The sequence below is a fragment of the Actinocrispum sp. NPDC049592 genome, assembly GCF_040675465.1.
Taxonomy (GTDB): domain Bacteria; phylum Actinomycetota; class Actinomycetes; order Mycobacteriales; family Pseudonocardiaceae; genus Kibdelosporangium.
On sequence record NZ_JBFAPA010000031.1, the window covers coordinates 25707 to 44404 of the forward strand.

Sequence of the window (18698 nt, forward strand, 5' to 3'; positions counted from 1 at the left end):
CATGCCCCTCGAAGCGCACTACAAGCCACTGATCAGCGGCACGTTCACTTCCGAGGCGTGCCCAGCCTGGGCCGCCACGCCTGCTCGGGAGGTCCGTACGGAGACTCCCGACCCGCTGAAGTCCATCGTGCTCGCCGAACAGGTACCGCCACCGTTCCATGCCTGAGTCCACATGCGACGGAACGATGATGGACCTCTTCGATCGCCCGGCTGAACTCGCCTCTCTGGTTTCCGATGCGCGCGCCGCCGCGCAAGGCCGGCCGGGTCTCGTGGTCATCGAAGGTGCGGCAGGACTGGGCAAGACGAAACTTGTCGACGCGTTCGCGGATGAGGTGCGTCGGGCGTTTCCTGGTACGTATGTGCTGCGTGCCCGATGTGACGAGCTGGAGCGGGACTTTCCGTTCGGCGTGGTGCGGCAGTTGTTCGAGCCGCTCGTTGCGGATTGGCCGGAGCAGGACGCGGAACGCATGTTTTCCGGACCGGCACAGCCGGCCACTCATGTGTTCTCCTCGATCCCGTGTGTGGGCGAGGCCAACGCTCTCGGCGACGCGCCACGTACCGTCCTGCATGCGTTGTTCCGGCTGACGTTGCGCATCGCCACAACGGCACCTTTGGTGTTGGTGGTGGACGATCTGCAGAAGGCTGATCTGCCGTCTCTGCGTTGGTTGCGTTACCTGGTCCGCAAAGCCACGCGGTCGCGGATATTGGTAGTACTCACCGTACGCAGCGGTGAGGAAGGTGATTCGTTGCGGATCCTTGACCCTGGACCGGGTTACCGGAATGTGCGGCTGCAACGGTTCTCCGAGCAACAGGTGATCGAGGTGCTGATGGGCCGCCTGCCGGGCCGTCCGGAACCTGAGCTGGTGATGTCTTGTGCTCAGCTGACTGGGGGCAACCCGCTGCTGGTTCAAGCACTGATCACATCGATCTCCGCCGGCCTCGATCCCCTGTCCGGGCCGGTGGTCACCCGATTCGCTGGGTTCGTCCAAGCATGGCTGGCCACGGTGCCTGAACGGACACGGGAGTTCGCCGCCGCGCTGGCGATACTCGGCTCAGCCGAAGATGGCACCGTTGTGGGAAAGCTTGCCGGGCTGGACGACAGCGCCAGCGTGCGCGCAGAGGATCAGTTGCGCGACCTCGGATTGCTGGCGTCCTGCACAGAACTGCGGTGGGCGCACCCACTCGGCCGTGAGGCAGTGCTCGGCGGGTTGGAGATCGGCTGGAGGCAGCGCGCGCACCTGAGAGCCGCCATGCTGTTGTACGACGCGAACGCTGATGCAGAACGCATATGCGCTCACCTGCTCAATGTGCCGGCGCCACAGGCACCGTGGGTGGCTGCCACGCTGCTGTGCGCCGCGAGGGATGCGGCGATTCGTGGCGCGCCGGACGGTGCCGCGCGTTATCTGACGAGGGCACTTGAGGAACAGCTGAGCGATCAGGAACGGCATGCTGCTGAGTTGGACCTCGGGCTGGCCGAAGCGGTCCAACGCCCAGCGGTCGCTTGGCGCCGTCTCACAGTCGTGCTGGACCGAGTGCGTGATCCCGCGGTGCAGGCAGCGGCCGCCGAAGTGCTCGCCGACGTGTTCCTGCGTGAGGGACGGCCTGCGGATGCTGAGGCGGTGCTCACCCGGATCTCGGCCAAGCTGGCCTCGGACGATCGCGAACTCGCGCTTCGGCTTGATGCCGTCCGACTCGCCGGGCAGGTCGTCTACGGCATCGGCGAGTCCATGTTGCACGAGGTCGACGAAGCGGAAACCGCGCTGTCCGGCGAAACGCCCGGAGAACGTGCGGTGCTCGCTGTCCTGGCCGCTGTCGCGACCGTCGCGCCAGGATGGGACGCCGAGCGAGTCGCTGCTCTGGCCGAACGCGCGCTGGCGCCCGGAGTGGCGGATCTGCCTCCGTTCGCGGCGCAGCACGCGGTCCGCGCGCTGGCGCTGGCAGGTTCAGCCGTGAACGCGGCTCGGTATTGCGACGAAGCCATCCGTCATGCGCGCCGCACCAGGGCTGTGCTGGGACTTGTCACCCTCATCGACGCACGGTCGCGTATCGCGTTGCAGACAGGCAACTTGGCTGAGGCGCTCAAGCTCAACGAGGAGGTGATGGTCAACCTGCCGCTCGAGCACTGGGGCAGGTTACGGCTCATCCCCCTCGCGACCAGGATGGCCATATTCGCCGAGCGCGGTGAGATCGAAACAGCTGGCCGTCTGGCCGATGACCTGATGGACGCGTCCGCCGGGAACGTGGTGGATGTCCGGTTGGACTGCGCGTTCACCCGGGCCGCGCAGGGCCGTAACCGGGAAGCCCTTGCGTTGGCGTTGGACTACGCGAAATCCTGTCCATGGCCGGAGCGTTCGTGGCAGCTGCTCGCCGCGCGATCGCACGCAGAGCTCGGCGAAACCGAGGCAGCACAACGATTGGCGTCGCAGGCGTGGGAGCACGCCCGCGCATGGGGCACGGTCAGGGCAATCGGCATGGCACTGCGCGCCCGTGGCGAGGCGGCGTCCGGGCAGGCAGCGCTGGACCTGTTGTCTCGTTCGGCCGAGGTTCTCGACAGTACGGAGACCCGGCTGGAGTTGGCGAAGTCGTTGCTGAGCCTGGCGGCCGCGCAAGCAGGTCGTGGCCGGTCGAGCGTCGCCCGCCGCACGTTCGAGGCCGCTTGGGCGGAGGCCGAATGGTGCTCGGCCCGCGGAATCGCTGACACTGCGCGCGCTGGGATGACGGCCGCCGGAGCACGACCGCGGTCCCGCGCTGCGACAGGAGTCGATGCGCTGACCGTCGGCGAGCGGCGTGTCGCCGACCGGGCCGCTGCCGGACAGACCAATCGTGACATCGCCGCAGCGCTTCACCTCACACTCAGAACGGTTGAGACCCACTTGACCGCCGTCTACCGCAAGCTGGGGATCAGCGGCCGCGCACAACTTTCCGGCATTCTGCCGCCGCCCTGATGGTCCGGCTTCTCGTGGTTCATCTCGTGGTCGTACCACGATTCGCGGGGGTCGTTCCGCGCAGCAGCATGGTCCTATGTCGATTCGGGAGAACGTTCCGGCCAGGACGCGGCGGCTGCTCACCCGTGCCGCGTCGACCGCCCTCGTTGTGGCTGCGGTGAGCATCCTGCCCGCGGCGGCGTCCAATGACGACGCACAGCCTCAGGCACATCCTGGTGGCAACCACGTCGTGGGTGAGCCTTGGCCAGCTGATGCGAACCCGCCACTGCTGTATCAGACCCACGAAGTGCGTAACCCACGTGGGATCCTCTTCGTGGCAGGCCAGACCCCGAAGAGCCCGGACGGCAAGACCTATGTGCACCTGTGGGACATGCCCGCACAGATCGACCGGGATTTCGACCAGGTCGTGGAGCAGGTCCGCAAGGCGGGCTACCACCCTTCGGACATCACGCAACTGCGGTACTCGACCACCGATGAAGACCTGTTCGTGAAGAACTTCGACCGGGTCGCGGCCCGGCTGCGGACGGAGGGCATCATGCCCACGAGCGCGGCGATCGGCGTGGAGCGGCTGGCTCAGCCAGGTGTCCTGCTGGAGATCGAGGCCATCGCCGCCCGTTGACCAGTGGCGGCGGAGCCGTATGCCGTTTCCCGTCCTTCGAATCTGGTAGGGCCCGTCGCTGATGGCAGTTCGGCGTGAGGTTGAGGAAGTGTCGAGAAGGTGAGTCCTGTCAGGTCACCGCCGCCATCGAAGCGCCGTGAGTGGACAGTCCTTGGTCACGTGACGAGCTGATCGGCCAGCATGGCCATGTCCTCGTGCCGGGCGGATCGACGACGACGTCGGTTCGCTCCGCGGAAGCCGGCTGGCGAGAACGGTTGTCTCATCCAGTACGGCTGACGGCTCGCACGAGATCGGCGGCCTGCGCACTGACCTGAGCTGCCCATTGCAGCGCTGATGCCGTCGCGCTGCGGACAGCTCTGCGTTCGCCGCTCACTCGTGAGCGAACGAGATCGAGGCGGCTGCTGTGAAGGCACAGCGCGTGCAGTTCACGGTCGAGGCTCGTTGGACTGGCTGCCAAGGTTGCATTGATGGCGTGGAGTGTCGCGGTGCTGCTGGCAGTGAGTTGGCGTTGGGCCCACCGCTTCGTGATGACGAGACTGGCCAGGAGCGCGCAGGTGCAGCCGATGGCGGTTTCCAGCAGGCGATCGGTCACGAGGCCAGGCAGGGCCTCGGCTCGCCCGGTGTGTGCGATGAGGAGCGCCAGCGGGGTGATGAACACCAACGCGATGGCATAGCTGCGGATGACGACGAACTCCGCGCCGAACATCAACGATGCCAACAAGACGGCGATGAGGTACGGATCGGGGCTGCTGAAAAGTATGGCGGCAGCCACAGCGACTCCGGCGCATGAGCCGAGTAGATAGTGCGTGACGCGCGTTCGCACGGCTACGCCGTGGCTGCCGGTGCCCATCGCCGCCGCGGCTGCGGCCATCGCCCAGTAGGGGCGGCTGGTTCCCAATGCGGAGGCGGCCGCATTGGCGAGGACGCCGGCGACGAACACCGTTCCGCCTACTCGGGCGGCCATGAGCAAGGCAGGGGAGTGTCGGATGTGGAACTCCCACCACTCCCGTAGGGACAGTCGCGGTGAGGACGCCGTGACAGTGGTGCGTCGTAGGAGAACCGTGCGCACTGCGGTTTCCACGACGGCGATGACGACGCATCCACAGCCGGAGGCCAGAACGAGCAGGGCGTTTCGGGCCGTGTGGCCGGAAGGCAACCCGGTGGCCACCGCAGTGGCGATCACGATCACCGACATGCCCGGGGGTGGGACCGCCAGGGCGGGAACGAGGACGGTAGTGATCGCCGCGCCGACGGCGGTGCAGACCACGGCCCAGAAGTGATGTGGGCCAAGCAGTCCGGCTACCAGGACCGCGAGAGACAGGCTCAGCGTGATCCCGGTGAGCATGAGGGCGGCGCGCCGCCCCACGTCGCGCGGGGCGTATTGGGACGTGAAGCAGCCGAGGACGGCGACGAGTCCCCAATCGGGCCGATCGGCTGCGACGCCAACGGCCACGGCGAGACCTGTGCAGACACCCGTTCGGGCGGCGGGGATCAGCCGAGGTGGGCCCGCGCTTCCTACCAGGGCGCGGACCCACCGCCTGCCCGCCTTGCCAGCCTGTGCGACGGTCGTCATGTCGTTCTCCTCAGGCCGATGGCCGGGCGATCAGAACGGGTACGGCGTGTGCCGGTCGGCGACGGTGATCCAGCGGGTCTCGGTGAAGAACTCCACCCCCCAGTCGCTGCCGAAGTGACCGAAGCCGCTGTCCTTGACGCCGCCCACCGGCGCTTCTGGTTCGTCGGCGACGGACTGGTCGTTGACGTGGACCGAACCGTGTTCCAGCCGCCGGGCGACCGCGAGACCACGGCCGGCGTTCTCCGTGTAGACGCCGCTGCTCAAGCCGTATGCCGTGTCGTTGGCCAATGCCAGCGCCTGCTCGTCGTCGTCAACAGTGTGGATCGTCGCAACTGGACCGAAGATCTCCTCGGAGTAGATCCGCATCTGCGGGGTGATTGCGTCCAGCACCGTCGGCGGGTGGTACGCGCCCTCTGGTTTGCCGCCGCCGTACAGGACACGCGCTCCCTTGGCCACAGCGTCCGCGACCAGACCGGCGACCCGCTCGGCTGCCCGCGCGTTGATCATCGGTCCGACGATGGTGTGTTCGTCGTTGGTGTTGCCCCGGTCCAGTGCACGGACCTTGTCGACGAACTTCGCCGTGAACTCGTCCACCACGGCGCGGTGGACGATGACCCGGTCGACGCACAGGCAGATCTGCCCGGCGTTGAGGAACTTCGCCAGGGCGACGCCGTTGGCCGCGTGGTCCAGGTCGGCGTCATCCAGAACCAGGATCGGGTTCTTGCCGCCCAGTTCGAGCATGACCGGCTTGAGCTCGCGCCCGGCGATCGAGCCGACGATGCGCCCGACCGCTGTCGAGCCGGTGAAGTTGACGCGCCGGACGCGCTTGTCGGAAATGAGCGCGTCGACCACCGCTGGGGCGTCCGCCCGGTCATTGGTGATGACGTTGATGGCACCGGCGGGCACACCGGCGTCGCGCAGCACGTCGGCAAGGAAGTACCCGGACGTGAGCGGGGCGTCCTCGCTCGGGCGGATGACCACGGGGTTGCCGGTCGCGAGCGCGACCGCGACCGCGCGGGTGCACAGGATCAGCGGTCCGTTCCACGGCACGAAGGCCACCACCACGCCCGCAGGTGCCTTGACCGCCATGGACCACTGCCCGGGGACGTCGGTCGACAGCAGCGTGCCGCTCGGCCGCGTAGCCATCGTGGCGGCTTGGCGCAGGAGCGTGGCCGACATGGAGATGTTGAACTCGGCCCAGGTGCGGGTGCCCGCGGTCTCCTGGCGCATGAGCTCAGCGAACTGCCCGGCCCGTTCGACCAGCAGGTCGGCGGCGCGCTCAAGGATGCCTCGCCGCTCGGACGGAGCAGTGCCGGCCCAGGTCTCGAAGGCGGCGTGGGCAGCGTCGACCACACGGGTGACGTCGGCGACGTCCGCGGCGGGAAAGCGCGCGTACACCTGCCCGGTCACGGGGTTCAGGTCGTCTGTCGTGCGGCCGGACAGCGCTTGGAGTTCGCTGTCACCGGCGAGGAAGCCACGGGTGATGACAGTGCTGTTCTGGGCGGGGACATCGGTGGCGGTCATCGTCTCCTCCGGGAGATGCAGGCGGGATCGTGGGGTAAACGGATCGGGTGGTTTCGGGCGGGCCGGGGCGTACCGGCCGCCCGAACACGGCGTCACGCCGAGGTGGCCGTGAGGCCCGCGTCGGTGTCCAATGCGGGGCCCAGCAGGTCGGCAAGTCCCACGCGCTCGTAGAACTGGCTGCGGATACGGTCACCCAGGGCGTTGACCTCTTCCGCGCCGTCGTTGGCCGGGTCGATGTGCACCCGGAACGGCCGCTGCCCCTTGGGCAGACCGACGACCCGGGTGATCTGGCGTGCGACCTCGGCCGGGTCGGCGTCGGGCGGGGACAGCTCGGCGAGCTTGGCGGCCACCTGGTCCATCAGACCGGCGTACAACGTCTCGTACTCGGCGGCGATCGCCTTGTCGGCGGGGTATCCGGCGTGGGCGAAATGGTTGGTGCCCCGGGTGAACGAGCCCGGCACGATGATGGTCGTGTCGACGCCGAACCGGGCGAGTTCGGCGGCGTAGCTGACCGCGAGCGAGTCCTCCGCGGCCTTGGCCGCGAAGTAGGGCGCGAGGTACGGGGGAGTGCCGCCGCGGGTCGAGCTGGAGCCGACCCAGACAACCAAACCGTCACGCTGCGCTCGCAGATGTGGCAGTACCGCCCGGTTGACCCGTTGCGTGGACAGGACGTTCGTGTCGTACACGGACGCGAGCTGCTCAGGGGTGAACGCCTCCGCCGGGCCGAGCACCATGTGCCCCGCATTGTGGATGATGACGTCGATGCGGTTGGAGCGCTCCAGGACTTGGGCGATCGCGTCGTCCACGGACTCCTGGTCCGACACGTCCATTTCCAGGGCACGCAGATCGACCGAGTTGCTGGTGGCGTACTCCTGCAGTTCCCGCACCGCGGCGGCGTTGCGGCCGGTGGTGCCGCGGATGCCGGCGTACACGGTGTGCCCGGCGCCGGCCAGTTCGCGGGCGGTCAGCGCCCCGAAACCACTGGACGCCCCGGTGATGACGATGGTCCTGGACATGATGTTGCCTCCCTGGGAGTTATCGTTGCGTCTGTTGTGGACAGTCAGGCGATTCCGCCGTTGGCGTAGACGATCTGCCCGTTGACCCAGCGGGCGGGGCCGGCGAGGAACGCGACGACCTCAGCGATGTCCGCGGGCGTGCCGAGCCGCTCCAGCGGGGCCATGCTCGTGAGGTGGTCGATCGTGTCCTGGTCCTTGCCGTTGAGGAACAGTGGTGTCGCTGTGGGGCCGGGAGCCACCGCGTTGACGGTGATGTCGCGGCCTCGCAACTCCCGGGCCAGCGTCAGAGTCACGGCGTCCACCGCGCCTTTGGTGGCGGCGTAGGCGGTGTACGTCGGCAGCGCGAGCTTCACGACCGAGGAGGAGAAGTTCACCAACGCCCCGCCGCGGCGCAGCCGGCGCGCCGCCTGCTGGTTGACCACGAAAGTCCCCCGGATGTTGGTCCGATGCATCCGGTCCAAGTCGGCGAGGTCGAGGTCGACCAGCGGTGAGAGCAGCATGATGCCGGCGGTGTGCACGACGACGTCCACACCGCCGTGGATCCGCTCCACCTCATCGAACAGCGCGGCGACCTGCTCCTCGTCGGCGACGTCCGCGCCGACGCTGGTCGCGGTGGCGCCGGCGGCGGCGAGCGATTCGACAACAGCCTTGGCGCGGTTCGGGTTTCCGGCGTAGTGCACGACGACGGTCATGCCGTCCGCGGCGAGTCGTTGACAGACGTCGCGGCCGATGCCGCCAGAACCACCCGTCACAACGGCGACTCTTGGAGTGTCCGGAGTGGACATGGCGAACTCCTTCCGGTTGTTCGATCCTGTTGACTGCCACAACACTCGTCCACGGTCCGCCGCGCGGGCATCCGTCATCGCACTGACGTGTTCGGGGGGTACGGCATTAGGTCATCGCGGGTGCGCTTTGAGTCAAACGACTGATGCGCGACCGGACGCGGACCGGGCAGAGTGCTCGGTGTGGCACAGAACCGTGACCGGCCCAAGGAGCCGGGGCGCGGTCAGCCCTCCTGAAGTTCGAGGGTGGCCAGTGCGTCCCGCAAAGCCGCCCTCGACGTGATCTTCAGCTTGGGAAAGGTCTTGTAAAGGTGCGAGCCCACGGTGCGGTGCGAAAGGAACAGCTTCGCGCCGATCTCCTTGTTGGACAGCCCGCGCGCCGCCAGCTTCGCGATCTCGAGCTCCTGCGCGGTCAGCTGGTCTCTGGCGTCCCTCGGTGCTCTGGGCGCCTGATGACCTGAGGCTCGCAGTTCCGTGTGGGTTCGCGTGACCCATGGATGCGCGCCGAGCCGTTGGAACACCTCAAGCGCGGAAAGCAATGGTCTTCGCGCGTCCACGACCATCCGCATCCGGCGTAGCCGCTCGCCGTAGGCCAGTTCGATCCGTGCCCGCTCGAACGGCCACGATTCGGACGAGGGCGTGCTCAACGCCGCGCGGAACAGTTCGATCGCCTCATCGTCCGCGGCGACGAGAGCTGTCGCGCCCCGCTGGAGCATCAGCATCCGTGGGGAGATGGCACCGACATCTGCGTCCCGCATGGCCTGCACGTGGGCGCGAGCGTCCGCCGTGCGGCCCAGCCTGGTGGCCAACTCGACAACGTCGTACATCACCCAGGTGGCGTGCGGCACGTGTGAGGCGAGCACACCAGGCGGGCTCACTGCGGTGGCGTGTTCGTAGGCACGTTCCAATTCGCCTTGCCCCAGCGCGGAAAGCGCCTCGGAGTGGTGTGCGAACACCTCCGCGCTGTGAACGCCGCGCGGTGCCGCCCAGCCCAGGGTTTTCGCCGCCCATTCCGACGCGACGTCGTGCTGTCCACGCACCGCGGCCACCAGGCCCTTGTGGTACCAGAAGTACCACGAGAAGAAGGGGAACCCAGTGGCGGCGCACACTTCGAGCGCTTCGTCGGCCAGTGCTTGCTGCTCGTCCCAACGCCCGTTGAGGTACGCGTCCAGGCACAGGTGCTTCAGCGCTCCGAGATACCGCCGGGCCGGGCCACCCTCACGGCCTTGCCGCACCGTCGCCCAGGACTTCTCGCGGCAGTCGGCGAGGCGGTCGATGTAGACCGATGCGGTGGCGATGCGCACCGCCCGGGTGGGGTCGGGTTCGGTGACCAGGCTGGCGTAGATCGCTGGTGCGTCCGGTTGCGACATGACAGCGGTCCGGACCGGGTCGGGGAACGTCATGCTCGCGTACGCGAGCACGTCCGGAGGAGCGGGTTGCATCCGGTCCAGCATGCGATGGAACGGCTCCCAGAGCTCTGGCCGTCCCCCGAACCAGCAGAGCAACAGAAGGGTGTGCATGGCCTCGACGAGAGACCCGTCGGAAGCGGAGTACCCGTGTGATCCGTGCTCGATCGCGGCGACCAGCAGGCGGTGCGCGGTCGCGACATCACCGTCGTCGTTGAGCATCAGGAACACCGCGGCACAGGCGGCCAGCAGTGAGGTCGACAGATCGGGCTCGATGCGCCGGGCGTCCGCGAGCAGGTTTTCCGCCGCCTGGAGGTCACCGTTGATCTCGGCACCGATGTACGCGGCCTCCGCCAGCCGCTTGCTGCGATCGCTGTCGTCCACACTCAGCTCGGCGGCTCTGGTCAATGTGGACACCGCACCGACGGAGTCTCCCCGGCGAAGCATGTCCCGGGCCGCGTCATGGAGTAGCTGCGCGACGGCGGCATCAGGCCCGATGGCAGCCTCGGCCAGGTGCCACGCCCGCCGTTCGACGTCGTGCGGCAGCGCGTCGGCCAGCGACTCGTGCGCCTGTCTTCGCTCAGTGTGAGTGGACGCCTCGACGAGAGCGGACCGGATGAGGGGATGGCGGAAGGTCAGGCGTGCTGTGGCGTCGTCGACGGTGATGAGCTGCACGCGTTCGGCCGCGTCCAGCCCGCCCGCCGCCATGGCGCCGTGACATGCCTTTTCCAACACCCGTAAGTCACCGGTCCCGTCCAGCACGGCGACGAGAAGAAGCTGTCGCGTCGCGTCGGGTAACACGCCGATCCGAGACGCGAACAGGGCTTGTAGCCTCGCCGTCAACGGCAGCACACCGGTCCGCGGCGGGGGCGCGGTGCTCGACACCGCGCCCGGCAGTTCCAGGATCGCGAGCGGATTGCCTTGAGCCTCAGCCAGAAGCCGCTGGCGCAGGCGCGGACGCAGCAGGGGAAAGCGGGCGTCCATCAGGTCGGCGGACGCCGTATCGTCGAGCGGTTCGACCAGGAGCGTGGGCAGGTCACCATGTTCGAAGTACTTGCCGGCCTCGGTGCGCACCGCAGCGAGAAACCCGATGCGGGCACATTTGAGACGCCGCGCGATGAACGTGAGCACGGCGGCGCTGGCCCGATCGACCCATTGCAGGTCGTCAAGGGCGATCAGAACCGGGCGATTGTCTGCCGCGCGACAAAGCAGGCTCAGCGCCGCGTTGCACACCAACAGCCGCTCCGGGGGAGCGCCGGTGCCGAATCCCAAGGCGACCCGCAACGCGTCGGCCAGTGCCGGTGCCAGGTTGTCCACGTGATCCAGCACGGGCAGGAAAACCTGGTTGAGACAAGAGAAACTGACGTCGGCCTCGTACTCCACGCCGGAGGCCCGCAGGACGAGGAACCCTTCTGCCTCCGCATGACGCAGTGCGTCCGCCACAAGGGCGCTCTTGCCGATGCCCGGCTCACCGGCCACGATCAGGCTGGCGCCTGCGTGACGCATCTCGTCGAGGAACGCGTGCAGGCGTTCCCGCTCGTGCTCCCGTCCGAGGAGATGCACACCGTCTTGCTCGATCATTCGATGAACCTTGGTTCAAGCAGCCGGGTCAGCTCGTTGATGTCCGCCATGGTGTCGAGTCGCTCGATGGCGTGCTTGATCCGACTGGCCTGGCCGGGATCGACGACGTCCGCGGTGAGCCCGATGAACTTTCGCTCAAGGTCGTTCTCCGACAGGGGGTTCTCGGCCGCACCGAGCGGAAACTCGACGTCTCGTACGAATGTCGCGCCGCTGTTGGTGGTGACCGTCGTGATGGAGCCGACCGACTGGCGGAGCCCACCCGCGCGTTGGTCGAAGGAGTCGTCCCCCTCGATGGTGATCTTCTCCGCGAGCGAGGCGACGGCCGGTTCGGTGCGGCGGTCATTCATGATGTCGTCGAAGCCGACCTGCCCGCGGTGAGCGGCGACGGCGAGAACGTACTGGACACAGTGGGACCGCAACGGATTGCCGTCGATGACGTGATAGGCCGACCGGGGCGCGCGGATGTGCACGGAGGCGATGTCCTCGGCGGCGACGCCCTCGGAGCCGAGAATGTCCAGCAGTCCGTCGAGGCTGGCCGGAATGAACACGCAGCAGGAGTTGCGTTTGAAGAACAGGTGGCCCACCTCGTGGCGTTCGCCGAGGCCCGCCATGAGCGCGTCCTGGTCCCACTGGCCGGTGAATGCCTTGCCGAAAGGGTACTTGCCACCGAAGACATCAGTTGGCCCGCGGAATCCGGTCGCCGCGAGCAAGGCCGCCTGGACCCCGGCCTGCGCGGCCAGTCCGATGTTCAGCGGGCGTGACTGTTCGGTCGGATCATCAACCCACGACAGCAGTCCGGACGCGCTCGTTCCCGCCAGGCCGAACGCATTGCGGAACTGTTCGTCGTCGAGGCCGAGCAGGAGACCGGCGGCCACGGCACTGCCGAATGCGCCGGCCACGGTCGTCGGATGGAACCCCCGCGCGTATTGAGCGGCGGGGCCCAGGGCGTAGCTCACGCGAGCGGCCACGTCGATTCCGGCCACGATGGCGGACAGGACGTCGGCACCGCGTGATCGCTGGCGTTCACCGACAGCGAGGGCCGCCGGGCCCACCACGGCGATGGCGTGCACGTTCGCGGACGGGTGATGGCTTTCGATGTCGCAGTAGTAGGCCAGCGTCCCGTTGGCCAACGCCGCGGTGGCGGCATTGGTGCGCAGCATTGAGCCGGCAAGTCGCGATTCCGGCGTTCCTCCGGCGTCACGGACCATGTTCTCCAGCAGCGACATGATCGGGTAGCGGCGTGAGGTCGCGGCCAGCAACGCGCCGATGCTGTCGTAGAGCGCGTTCTTTGCCTGCCGGATCACCGGACCGGGGAGTTTGTCGTAGGCGAAGACACCGAGACTCTCGATGAGTTGCCGGGTCGGCGTGATGGTCACAGCTGACTTCCGTTCCGGTGTGGATATCCAAGCAGGGAAGGCAAACCACGCAGGTCTGGCAGTTCGGCGGTGGGCGCAGGCGTTTCCGGTTCGCGTTGCTGGCCCTGCCGGTTGATCCACACCGTCGGAATGCCCATCGGTACCGAGCGGGGGAGATCAACATACTGCGATTGGGCCACGTGCACCGCTTCGTGCGGCTGAACCCCAGCCCGGTCGAGGACCAACTCGAACAGCGCTGGGTCGGGCTTGTACGCCTCGACCACCTCGCCCGTGAAGACGTAGGTGAACGGGTCACCCAGCTTCTTGGCGCTACTCTGGATGATGTCGCGTTGACTGTTGGAGATCGTGGCCAGAGGCACGTGATGCCTGAGTTCGTTGAGGACAGCTACCGCATCGGCGAAGGGCTCGGCCTCGGCCATCACGTCGCCGAGCGCGGAGAGTTCCTTGGGGTCTGCTGGAACGCCGACTTCAGCCAAGGCCGCGGCCATCGTGTGTTCCAGCAGACGGCGGTAGATCTTGAATGGACCTGACACCGCGGGCAACGCATGGCCGTAGTACCAGCGTTCATAGAACGTGCGCACGTCGAGCCGCGCTCCCTTGGCGGCGAGGAACTTCCCGATGTAGGCGCGGAGCCCAGAGTCCCAGTCGATGAGGGTGCCGTAGGTGTCGAAGGTGATCAGCCGGGGCGTCACGGGCAGCGGTGCGGCCATACGTGCCTCCCTGTGTGGCGTCGGTTCGCCTCACGGTAGGCAGCCGGTCTGTCAGTAGTCAATAGCTAATAACTCATGTCGCTTGCTTCTTGCGCTCGCGGTAGGCCGAGACGTGTGCCCGGTTGCCGCAGCCCTTCGAGTCGCAGAACCGCCGCGAGCCCGGCCGCGATGCGTCGACGAAGACATTCGCGCAATCGGTGCCTTCGCAGACTTTCAGCCGCGACGTATCACCATCGGCGATGACAGTCAGCAGGGCGATCGCACAGGTCGTGGCCACCCGTTCGGCGAGTGGGGCCTTGGGGCGGGCGTAGTGCCAGTGCCACGCACCGTCGTGATCGGTCAGTTGTGGCTGGGCCTGCAGTTCGTGGAGTAGCCTGTTGAGGTCTTCGACCGATTTGCGCGCGGCTGGATTGCCGAAGACGAACCGCAACCGTGGCCGCAGGCCGCGCAGCCGCTGCAGGTTGGCGGCCGACAATGGGCGGTCCACCACCCAGCCGCGTCGGCGGAGCAGTTCGGTGGCCTCGACCCCGGATGTCAGAGTGTCCGTTCCGGTCATCACGTCATGACTGTTGATCAGGTCGACCGCGGTCAACACGGCTCGACCCGTGTAATCACTCAACGCCACGTTGACTCCTGACATCCGGACATCTACAGTTCAGTAGTTAAGGTCAGGATACCAATGGCAGCCGGGTGCTGGGTACCACCAGGATCGCCGCGGGTCACTCGGTGCGGCGTCAATTCGCCATGGCCCGTTGTGCGCTTGACCGTTGTTGTTCAGGTCTCTTGCGGTGATGATGGCGGCGCGGTGCGGGCATGTGGCCGCCAGGACATATCGTCATGAACATTGTCGATATAGACAACTTTGCGCAACTTGTCTAACGTGTCGCTCGTAGCTGGTCGGCGGGGCTTCCGCGCCGGCAGTCTTCCGATGTGGACTGTGAGCGGGAAAGAGATCCAGTGGACATCTGTCTTGTGGTCAATGGCAAAGCCGAACAGCTGAGCGCGGATCCCGGCGTCACCCTCCTGGACGCGTTACGTGAGCGCCTGGGCGTCACCGGACCGAAGAAGGGCTGCGACCGAGGTCAGTGCGGCGCTTGCACTGTGCACGTGGACGGTCGGCCGGTGCTGTCGTGTCTCACCCTTGCCGCGACCGTGCGCGAGCCCGTGACCACTGTGGACGGGCTCGCCGACGGAGACGAGTTGCACCCGGTCCAGCGGGCGTTCGTCGAGCAGGACGCCCTGCAGTGCGGGTTCTGCACGTCCGGCCAGATCATGTCCGCGGTCGCCGCCGTCGAGCAGGGCGTGGCGGATGTCCGGGAGTTCATGTCCGGCAACATCTGCCGCTGTGCGGCGTATCCCAACATCGTCGCGGCGGTCGAGCAGGCGAGGCGGGCCGATGCGACCGTTTGAGCTGACCGCGCCCAGCACAGTCGAGGCCGCATTGGCCGGGACCGGCACCTATGTCGCGGGCGGGACGACCCTTGTCGACCTGATGAAGTTGAATGTCCTTACGCCACTGCACGTTCTGGACATCAACGCGTTGCCTCTGCGTGGTATCCACTCGGTGGACGGGCTGCGGTTCGGGGCGCTGGAACGGATGAGTGACATCGCCGCCCATCCCCGCGTGTACCCGATGATCTCGCGTGCCTTGTTGCTGAGCGCATCACAGCAATTGCGCAACATGGCCAGCATCGGCGGGAACCTGTTGCAGCGCACCCGATGTGGTTATTTCCGGGATGTGGCCATGCCGTGCAACAAGCGCGAACCGGGTAGCGGTTGCCCGGCTGCCACGGGTGCGAACCGGATGCACGCCATCCTGGGCACGAGCGACTCGTGTGTGGCGACGCACGCCAGCGACGTGGCAGTTGCCCTGGTCGCGCTTGACACCGAAGTCCGGCTGGTCAGCGCGCAGGAGGCACGGACGGTCAAGCTGGCGGACTTCTACCGCATGCCGGGTGACACGCCTGGCTTGGAGAACGACCTACGGCCCGGTGAGCTGATCACCGAGGTCATCGTGCCTCGCCTGGACTGGGCGCAACAGTCGACGTACGTCAAGGTCAGGGACCGGCGATCCTACGAATTCGCGCTTTGTTCCGCCGCGGTCGCACTCCACATCCAGGACTCGCGCATTGTCGACGCGCGAGTGGCGGTCGGTGGCGTGGCCACAGTGCCGTGGCGACTGCGTCAGGTCGAAGCCGCCCTGCGCGGTGCCCCGCCGACCGTGACCGCCTTCGAGCAAGCCGCTGGTGTTGCCGCTGAAGGCGCGAAACCGTTGCCCGGGAATGGCTTCAAGGTATCTCTGCTGAAGCGGACCATTGTCCGCGCGCTGCTCGAAGTGACTGATGGGAGCCGCACATGACCAGCCGGGTGGATGGCCCGCCGAAGGTCACCGGCCGGGCGAAGTACGGGGCGGACAACAGTCTTCCCGGCATGGTCTACGGACACGTCGTGGTCAGTACCATCGCGCACGGTCAAGTCATGGCCATGGATACCGCCTGGGCCAAAAGCGCACCCGGTGTGATCGACGTGTACTCGCCGTTCAACCCACTGAAGCTGCGCACTGCGACGAGCATGCTGTTCGGACATACGTGGGTTCCCCTGCAAGACGCCGAGGTCGCGCACTACGGCCAGCCGATCGGTTTGATAGTGGCGGAGACGTTCGAGCAGGCCCGGAATGCCGAGTCGCTCATCGATGTCACCTACCAGCCACGCCCGGCCGCCACGTCGTTGCGGGACAGCCTCGACTCGGCCGAGGACGCGCCGCCGACAGCGCAAGGTGAACCGCCAGTCGTCGTCGAACTCGCGTCTGGTGTCGGGTCGATCCAGGAGGCGCTGGCTGCCAGCCCGGTGGTCGTGGAGGCCACGTACTCGACCGCGACGCAGAACCACGCCGCGATGGAGCCACACTCCGCGATCGCGGTGTGGGAGTCCGGCGAGTTGACTGTCCACTGCGGGAACCAGATGGCCGGCATGCAGGCGGCGGAGCTGGCCAGCGCGCTGGACGTCGACGCGTCGTCGGTTCGTGTGCTGAGCCCGTTTGTCGGCGGCGCCTTCGGCGGCAAAGCGCGCGTGTCGGTCGCCGCGTTCCTGGCCGCGGCGGCGGCCAGGGCGCTGAACCGGCCGGTGAAGGTCGTGCTCACGCGGGAACAGGTGTTCACCGCCACCGCGAACCGCCCGGAGACGCTGCAGAAGATCGCCCTCGGCGCGTCGGTGGACGGCACGCTGATGGCCCTGCGCCATGACTCGTGGTCCGGCACACCGATGGACCGGTCATACGTCGAACCGACCTCCCACACGATGACCCCGAAGTCCTACGCGATCCCGAACCTGGCCATCAGCCAGAAGATGGTGCCGCTGAACATCCCGCCGACGTCGATCATGCGGGCGCCGGGGGAGGGGCCTGGCTCGTTCGCGTTGGAAAGCGCGATCGACGAACTGGCCGTCGCGTTGCACATGGACCCGATCGAGCTGCGCCTGCGCAACAGTTCGACCGCTCCGGCGGGGAGCGATCTGCTGTGGTCGAGCAAGCACCTCGAGGAGTGCTACCGCATCGGCGCCGGACGCTTCGGGTGGACGAACCGGTCACCGGAAGGACGCGAGGACGGCGACTGGCTGGTCGGCATGGGCACCGCGACAGCCATGTACCCGGCGATGCGATTCCCGGCCACCGTGATGATCACACTGCGGGCCGATGAGACCGCGGTGGTCTCGACCGGCGGCGCGGACCCCGGAACCGGGCTGCTGACCGTGATGTCGTTGATCGGCGCCGAATCACTGGCCGTCCCGGCCGACCGGATCACCCCTCTGCTGGGCGACTCCGCACTGCCACCGGGTGGCTTGTCCGGCGGTTCGACCGGGACGGCGAGCGTGGCCTCAGCCATCATGATCGCCGCGGCCCAGGTGATCGACGACCTCCTGGGCCTGGCGTCATCGCCAGGAGCTCCTTTCGCCGGCCAGGAGGTCACCTACACGGACGGCCGTGTGCACGCTGACGGCCGGTCAACGAAGTTCGGGGAACTGCTCCGGGAGATGGGCCGCGAGTCGATCACGGCAAGGGGCTCGTCGGCGCCGGGAGAGGAGCTGACCAAGCACTCATTCAGCTCCTTCGGCGCCCAGTTCGTCGAAGTCCGCGTGCACAAGCTGACCCGAGAGACCCGCGTGACCCGGATGCTCGGCGTGTTCGACGCGGGCCGGATCATCAACGAGAAAACCGCCCGCAGCCAGATCATGGGCGGCATGATCTGGGGCGTCTCAGCCGCCTTGCACGAACGTCTGGACATCGAGCCGGACGGCCGTCCGGCCAACGGTGACCTGGCCGGCTACCTGGTGCCGGTGAACGCGGACATCCCGGATGTCGATGTCCACTTTGTGCAGTATCCGGACACTCTGCACAACCCCAGTGGGGCCAAGGGCCTCGGCGAGGTAGGCACAGTCGGGATGGCCGCTGCCGTGGCCAACGCCGTCTACAACGCCACTGGCATCCGGGTTCGCCACATCCCCATCACCATCGAGGACCTTCTGGACTAGCGGTGTTGTCCCTGACTTCGACAGATCAGCTGTGTGGCGCGCCTGACCCGTTCCCGGAACTCGTCACGAGTGGCCGCGGACGATTTCCAGGTCAGCGCGGCGGCGTAAAGCAGGTCCATGACGTCCTGCGCCGTGCACCGGGCGGTGAGCAGGCCGGCAGGAGCCTGGTTCTTGATCTGTGCGGTGATCGTCGCTTGGGCTTTGTCCTGGTAGTCGCCGAACATGGAGCCCAGCTGGGGTCCGCTGCCGGCCAGAAGTGCGGCCAGGTCACGGGAAACCTGGGACTCGACGTACAGTCCCATGAGCGCGTCGAACGCCTCGACGAGTTTGTCCTCAAAGCTCAGGGTGTCATCGGCGAACCGGGACTCCATGTCCCGCTGGGCACCTTCCATGACGCCCTGCATGGTGGCCCGGTAGAGCTGTTCCTTGTTGGGGAACAACAGGTACAGCCCCGGCCTGGAGATCCCGGCCGCCTTGGCCACCGCCTCCATCGACGTCTTGCGGAACCCGAACCGCCCGAACACCGCAAGAGCCGCGTCCAGCACGGCGGCTCGCTTGGGGTGGTCCTCGACGGGCGTTGAACTGCTGCTCACCGGGGTCACGTTAGACGAATGTGGACAGCGCGACAGGTCATGGATG

Annotated in this window: 15 protein-coding genes; 6 read left to right on the forward strand and 9 right to left on the reverse strand. The window is 67.2% G+C overall.

Going from position 1 to position 18698, the window contains the following annotated elements; translation table 11 throughout:
• The first annotated feature begins 1 nt into the window (after position 1).
• From AB0J95_RS49535 to AB0J95_RS49545, 3 genes are all read left to right on the forward strand, one after another.
• Positions 2–166, forward strand: coding sequence for a hypothetical protein (locus AB0J95_RS49535; protein WP_364773567.1), 165 nt, complete (start codon positions 2–4; stop codon positions 164–166).
• A 22-nt stretch (positions 167–188) separates the two neighbouring features.
• Positions 189–2945 carry an AAA family ATPase gene (locus AB0J95_RS49540; RefSeq protein ID WP_364773569.1) on the forward strand — a complete coding sequence of 919 codons (2757 nt, stop codon included), beginning with the start codon at positions 189–191 and terminating at the stop codon, positions 2943–2945.
• A gap of 76 nt (positions 2946–3021) precedes the next feature.
• The gene (locus tag AB0J95_RS49545) at positions 3022–3564 is read left to right on the forward strand and encodes a RidA family protein (RefSeq protein ID WP_364773571.1); all 543 of its coding nucleotides are present in this window, start codon (positions 3022–3024) and stop codon (positions 3562–3564) included.
• Between the two features lie 259 nt (positions 3565–3823).
• Here AB0J95_RS49545 and AB0J95_RS49550 read toward each other — a convergent pair whose 3' ends face one another.
• From AB0J95_RS49550 to AB0J95_RS49585, 8 genes are all read right to left on the reverse strand, one after another.
• On the reverse strand, positions 3824–5137 hold the full coding sequence (locus tag AB0J95_RS49550; RefSeq protein ID WP_364773573.1) for an FUSC family protein: 1314 nt from the start codon (positions 5135–5137) through the stop codon (positions 3824–3826).
• Positions 5138–5167: 30 nt separating this feature from the next.
• Positions 5168–6661, reverse strand: a complete 1494-nt coding sequence (locus AB0J95_RS49555) for an aldehyde dehydrogenase family protein (protein ID WP_364773574.1) — start codon at positions 6659–6661, stop codon at positions 5168–5170.
• Positions 6662–6753: 92 nt separating this feature from the next.
• The gene (locus AB0J95_RS49560; protein ID WP_364773575.1) at positions 6754–7677 is read right to left on the reverse strand and encodes an SDR family oxidoreductase; all 924 of its coding nucleotides are present in this window, start codon (positions 7675–7677) and stop codon (positions 6754–6756) included.
• A 44-nt stretch (positions 7678–7721) separates the two neighbouring features.
• Positions 7722–8462, reverse strand: a complete 741-nt coding sequence (locus tag AB0J95_RS49565; RefSeq protein WP_364773576.1) for an SDR family oxidoreductase — start codon at positions 8460–8462, stop codon at positions 7722–7724.
• Positions 8463–8683: 221 nt separating this feature from the next.
• Positions 8684–11446 (reverse strand): AAA family ATPase, encoded by a 2763-nt coding sequence (locus AB0J95_RS49570; protein WP_364773577.1) that lies wholly within the window; start codon positions 11444–11446, stop codon positions 8684–8686.
• Complete coding sequence (locus AB0J95_RS49575) at positions 11443–12822, reverse strand: MmgE/PrpD family protein (protein ID WP_364773578.1); 1380 nt, start codon at positions 12820–12822, stop codon at positions 11443–11445. The genes AB0J95_RS49570 and AB0J95_RS49575 overlap by 4 nt, the downstream gene beginning before the upstream one ends.
• The gene (locus AB0J95_RS49580; protein ID WP_364773579.1) at positions 12819–13532 is read right to left on the reverse strand and encodes a haloacid dehalogenase type II; all 714 of its coding nucleotides are present in this window, start codon (positions 13530–13532) and stop codon (positions 12819–12821) included. The genes AB0J95_RS49575 and AB0J95_RS49580 overlap by 4 nt, the downstream gene beginning before the upstream one ends.
• 73 nt (positions 13533–13605) lie before the next feature.
• On the reverse strand, positions 13606–14157 hold the full coding sequence (locus AB0J95_RS49585; RefSeq protein ID WP_364773580.1) for a CGNR zinc finger domain-containing protein: 552 nt from the start codon (positions 14155–14157) through the stop codon (positions 13606–13608).
• A 332-nt stretch (positions 14158–14489) separates the two neighbouring features.
• Here AB0J95_RS49585 and AB0J95_RS49590 point away from each other — a divergent pair, with 332 nt between their 5' ends.
• Genes AB0J95_RS49590 through AB0J95_RS49600 form a run of 3 tightly spaced genes read left to right on the forward strand, consistent with a single transcriptional unit; the run spans position 14490 to position 18059 of the window.
• Complete coding sequence (locus AB0J95_RS49590; RefSeq protein ID WP_364773581.1) at positions 14490–14942, forward strand: (2Fe-2S)-binding protein; 453 nt, start codon at positions 14490–14492, stop codon at positions 14940–14942.
• A complete protein-coding gene (locus AB0J95_RS49595; RefSeq protein ID WP_364773583.1) occupies positions 14929–15891 on the forward strand; it encodes a xanthine dehydrogenase family protein subunit M in 963 nt (320 codons plus the stop codon). The genes AB0J95_RS49590 and AB0J95_RS49595 overlap by 14 nt, the downstream gene beginning before the upstream one ends.
• A complete protein-coding gene (locus AB0J95_RS49600; RefSeq protein WP_364773584.1) occupies positions 15888–18059 on the forward strand; it encodes a xanthine dehydrogenase family protein molybdopterin-binding subunit in 2172 nt (723 codons plus the stop codon). Before AB0J95_RS49595 ends, AB0J95_RS49600 begins: the two co-directional genes overlap by 4 nt.
• Here AB0J95_RS49600 and AB0J95_RS49605 read toward each other — a convergent pair.
• Positions 18056–18652, reverse strand: coding sequence for a TetR/AcrR family transcriptional regulator (locus AB0J95_RS49605; RefSeq protein WP_364773585.1), 597 nt, complete (start codon positions 18650–18652; stop codon positions 18056–18058). The genes AB0J95_RS49600 and AB0J95_RS49605 overlap by 4 nt on opposite strands.
• Positions 18653–18698 lie beyond the last annotated feature (46 nt).

What these genes read in the sequence shown, in the direction of transcription:
- AB0J95_RS49555 (WP_364773574.1), bottom strand. Translation starts at nt 6,661, where the DNA reads ATGACCGCCACCGATGTCCCCGCCCAGAACAGCACTGTCATCACCCGT.
- AB0J95_RS49565 (WP_364773576.1), bottom strand. Translation starts at nt 8,462, where the DNA reads ATGTCCACTCCGGACACTCCAAGAGTCGCCGTTGTGACGGGTGGTTCT.
- AB0J95_RS49545 (WP_364773571.1), top strand. Translation starts at nt 3,022, where the DNA reads ATGTCGATTCGGGAGAACGTTCCGGCCAGGACGCGGCGGCTGCTCACC.
- AB0J95_RS49595 (WP_364773583.1), top strand. Translation starts at nt 14,929, where the DNA reads ATGCGACCGTTTGAGCTGACCGCGCCCAGCACAGTCGAGGCCGCATTG.
- AB0J95_RS49600 (WP_364773584.1), top strand. Translation starts at nt 15,888, where the DNA reads ATGACCAGCCGGGTGGATGGCCCGCCGAAGGTCACCGGCCGGGCGAAG.
- AB0J95_RS49535 (WP_364773567.1), top strand. Translation starts at nt 2, where the DNA reads ATGCCCCTCGAAGCGCACTACAAGCCACTGATCAGCGGCACGTTCACT.
- AB0J95_RS49570 (WP_364773577.1), bottom strand. Translation starts at nt 11,446, where the DNA reads ATGATCGAGCAAGACGGTGTGCATCTCCTCGGACGGGAGCACGAGCGG.
- AB0J95_RS49560 (WP_364773575.1), bottom strand. Translation starts at nt 7,677, where the DNA reads ATGTCCAGGACCATCGTCATCACCGGGGCGTCCAGTGGTTTCGGGGCG.
- AB0J95_RS49550 (WP_364773573.1), bottom strand. Translation starts at nt 5,137, where the DNA reads ATGACGACCGTCGCACAGGCTGGCAAGGCGGGCAGGCGGTGGGTCCGC.
- AB0J95_RS49580 (WP_364773579.1), bottom strand. Translation starts at nt 13,532, where the DNA reads ATGGCCGCACCGCTGCCCGTGACGCCCCGGCTGATCACCTTCGACACC.
- AB0J95_RS49540 (WP_364773569.1), top strand. Translation starts at nt 189, where the DNA reads ATGGACCTCTTCGATCGCCCGGCTGAACTCGCCTCTCTGGTTTCCGAT.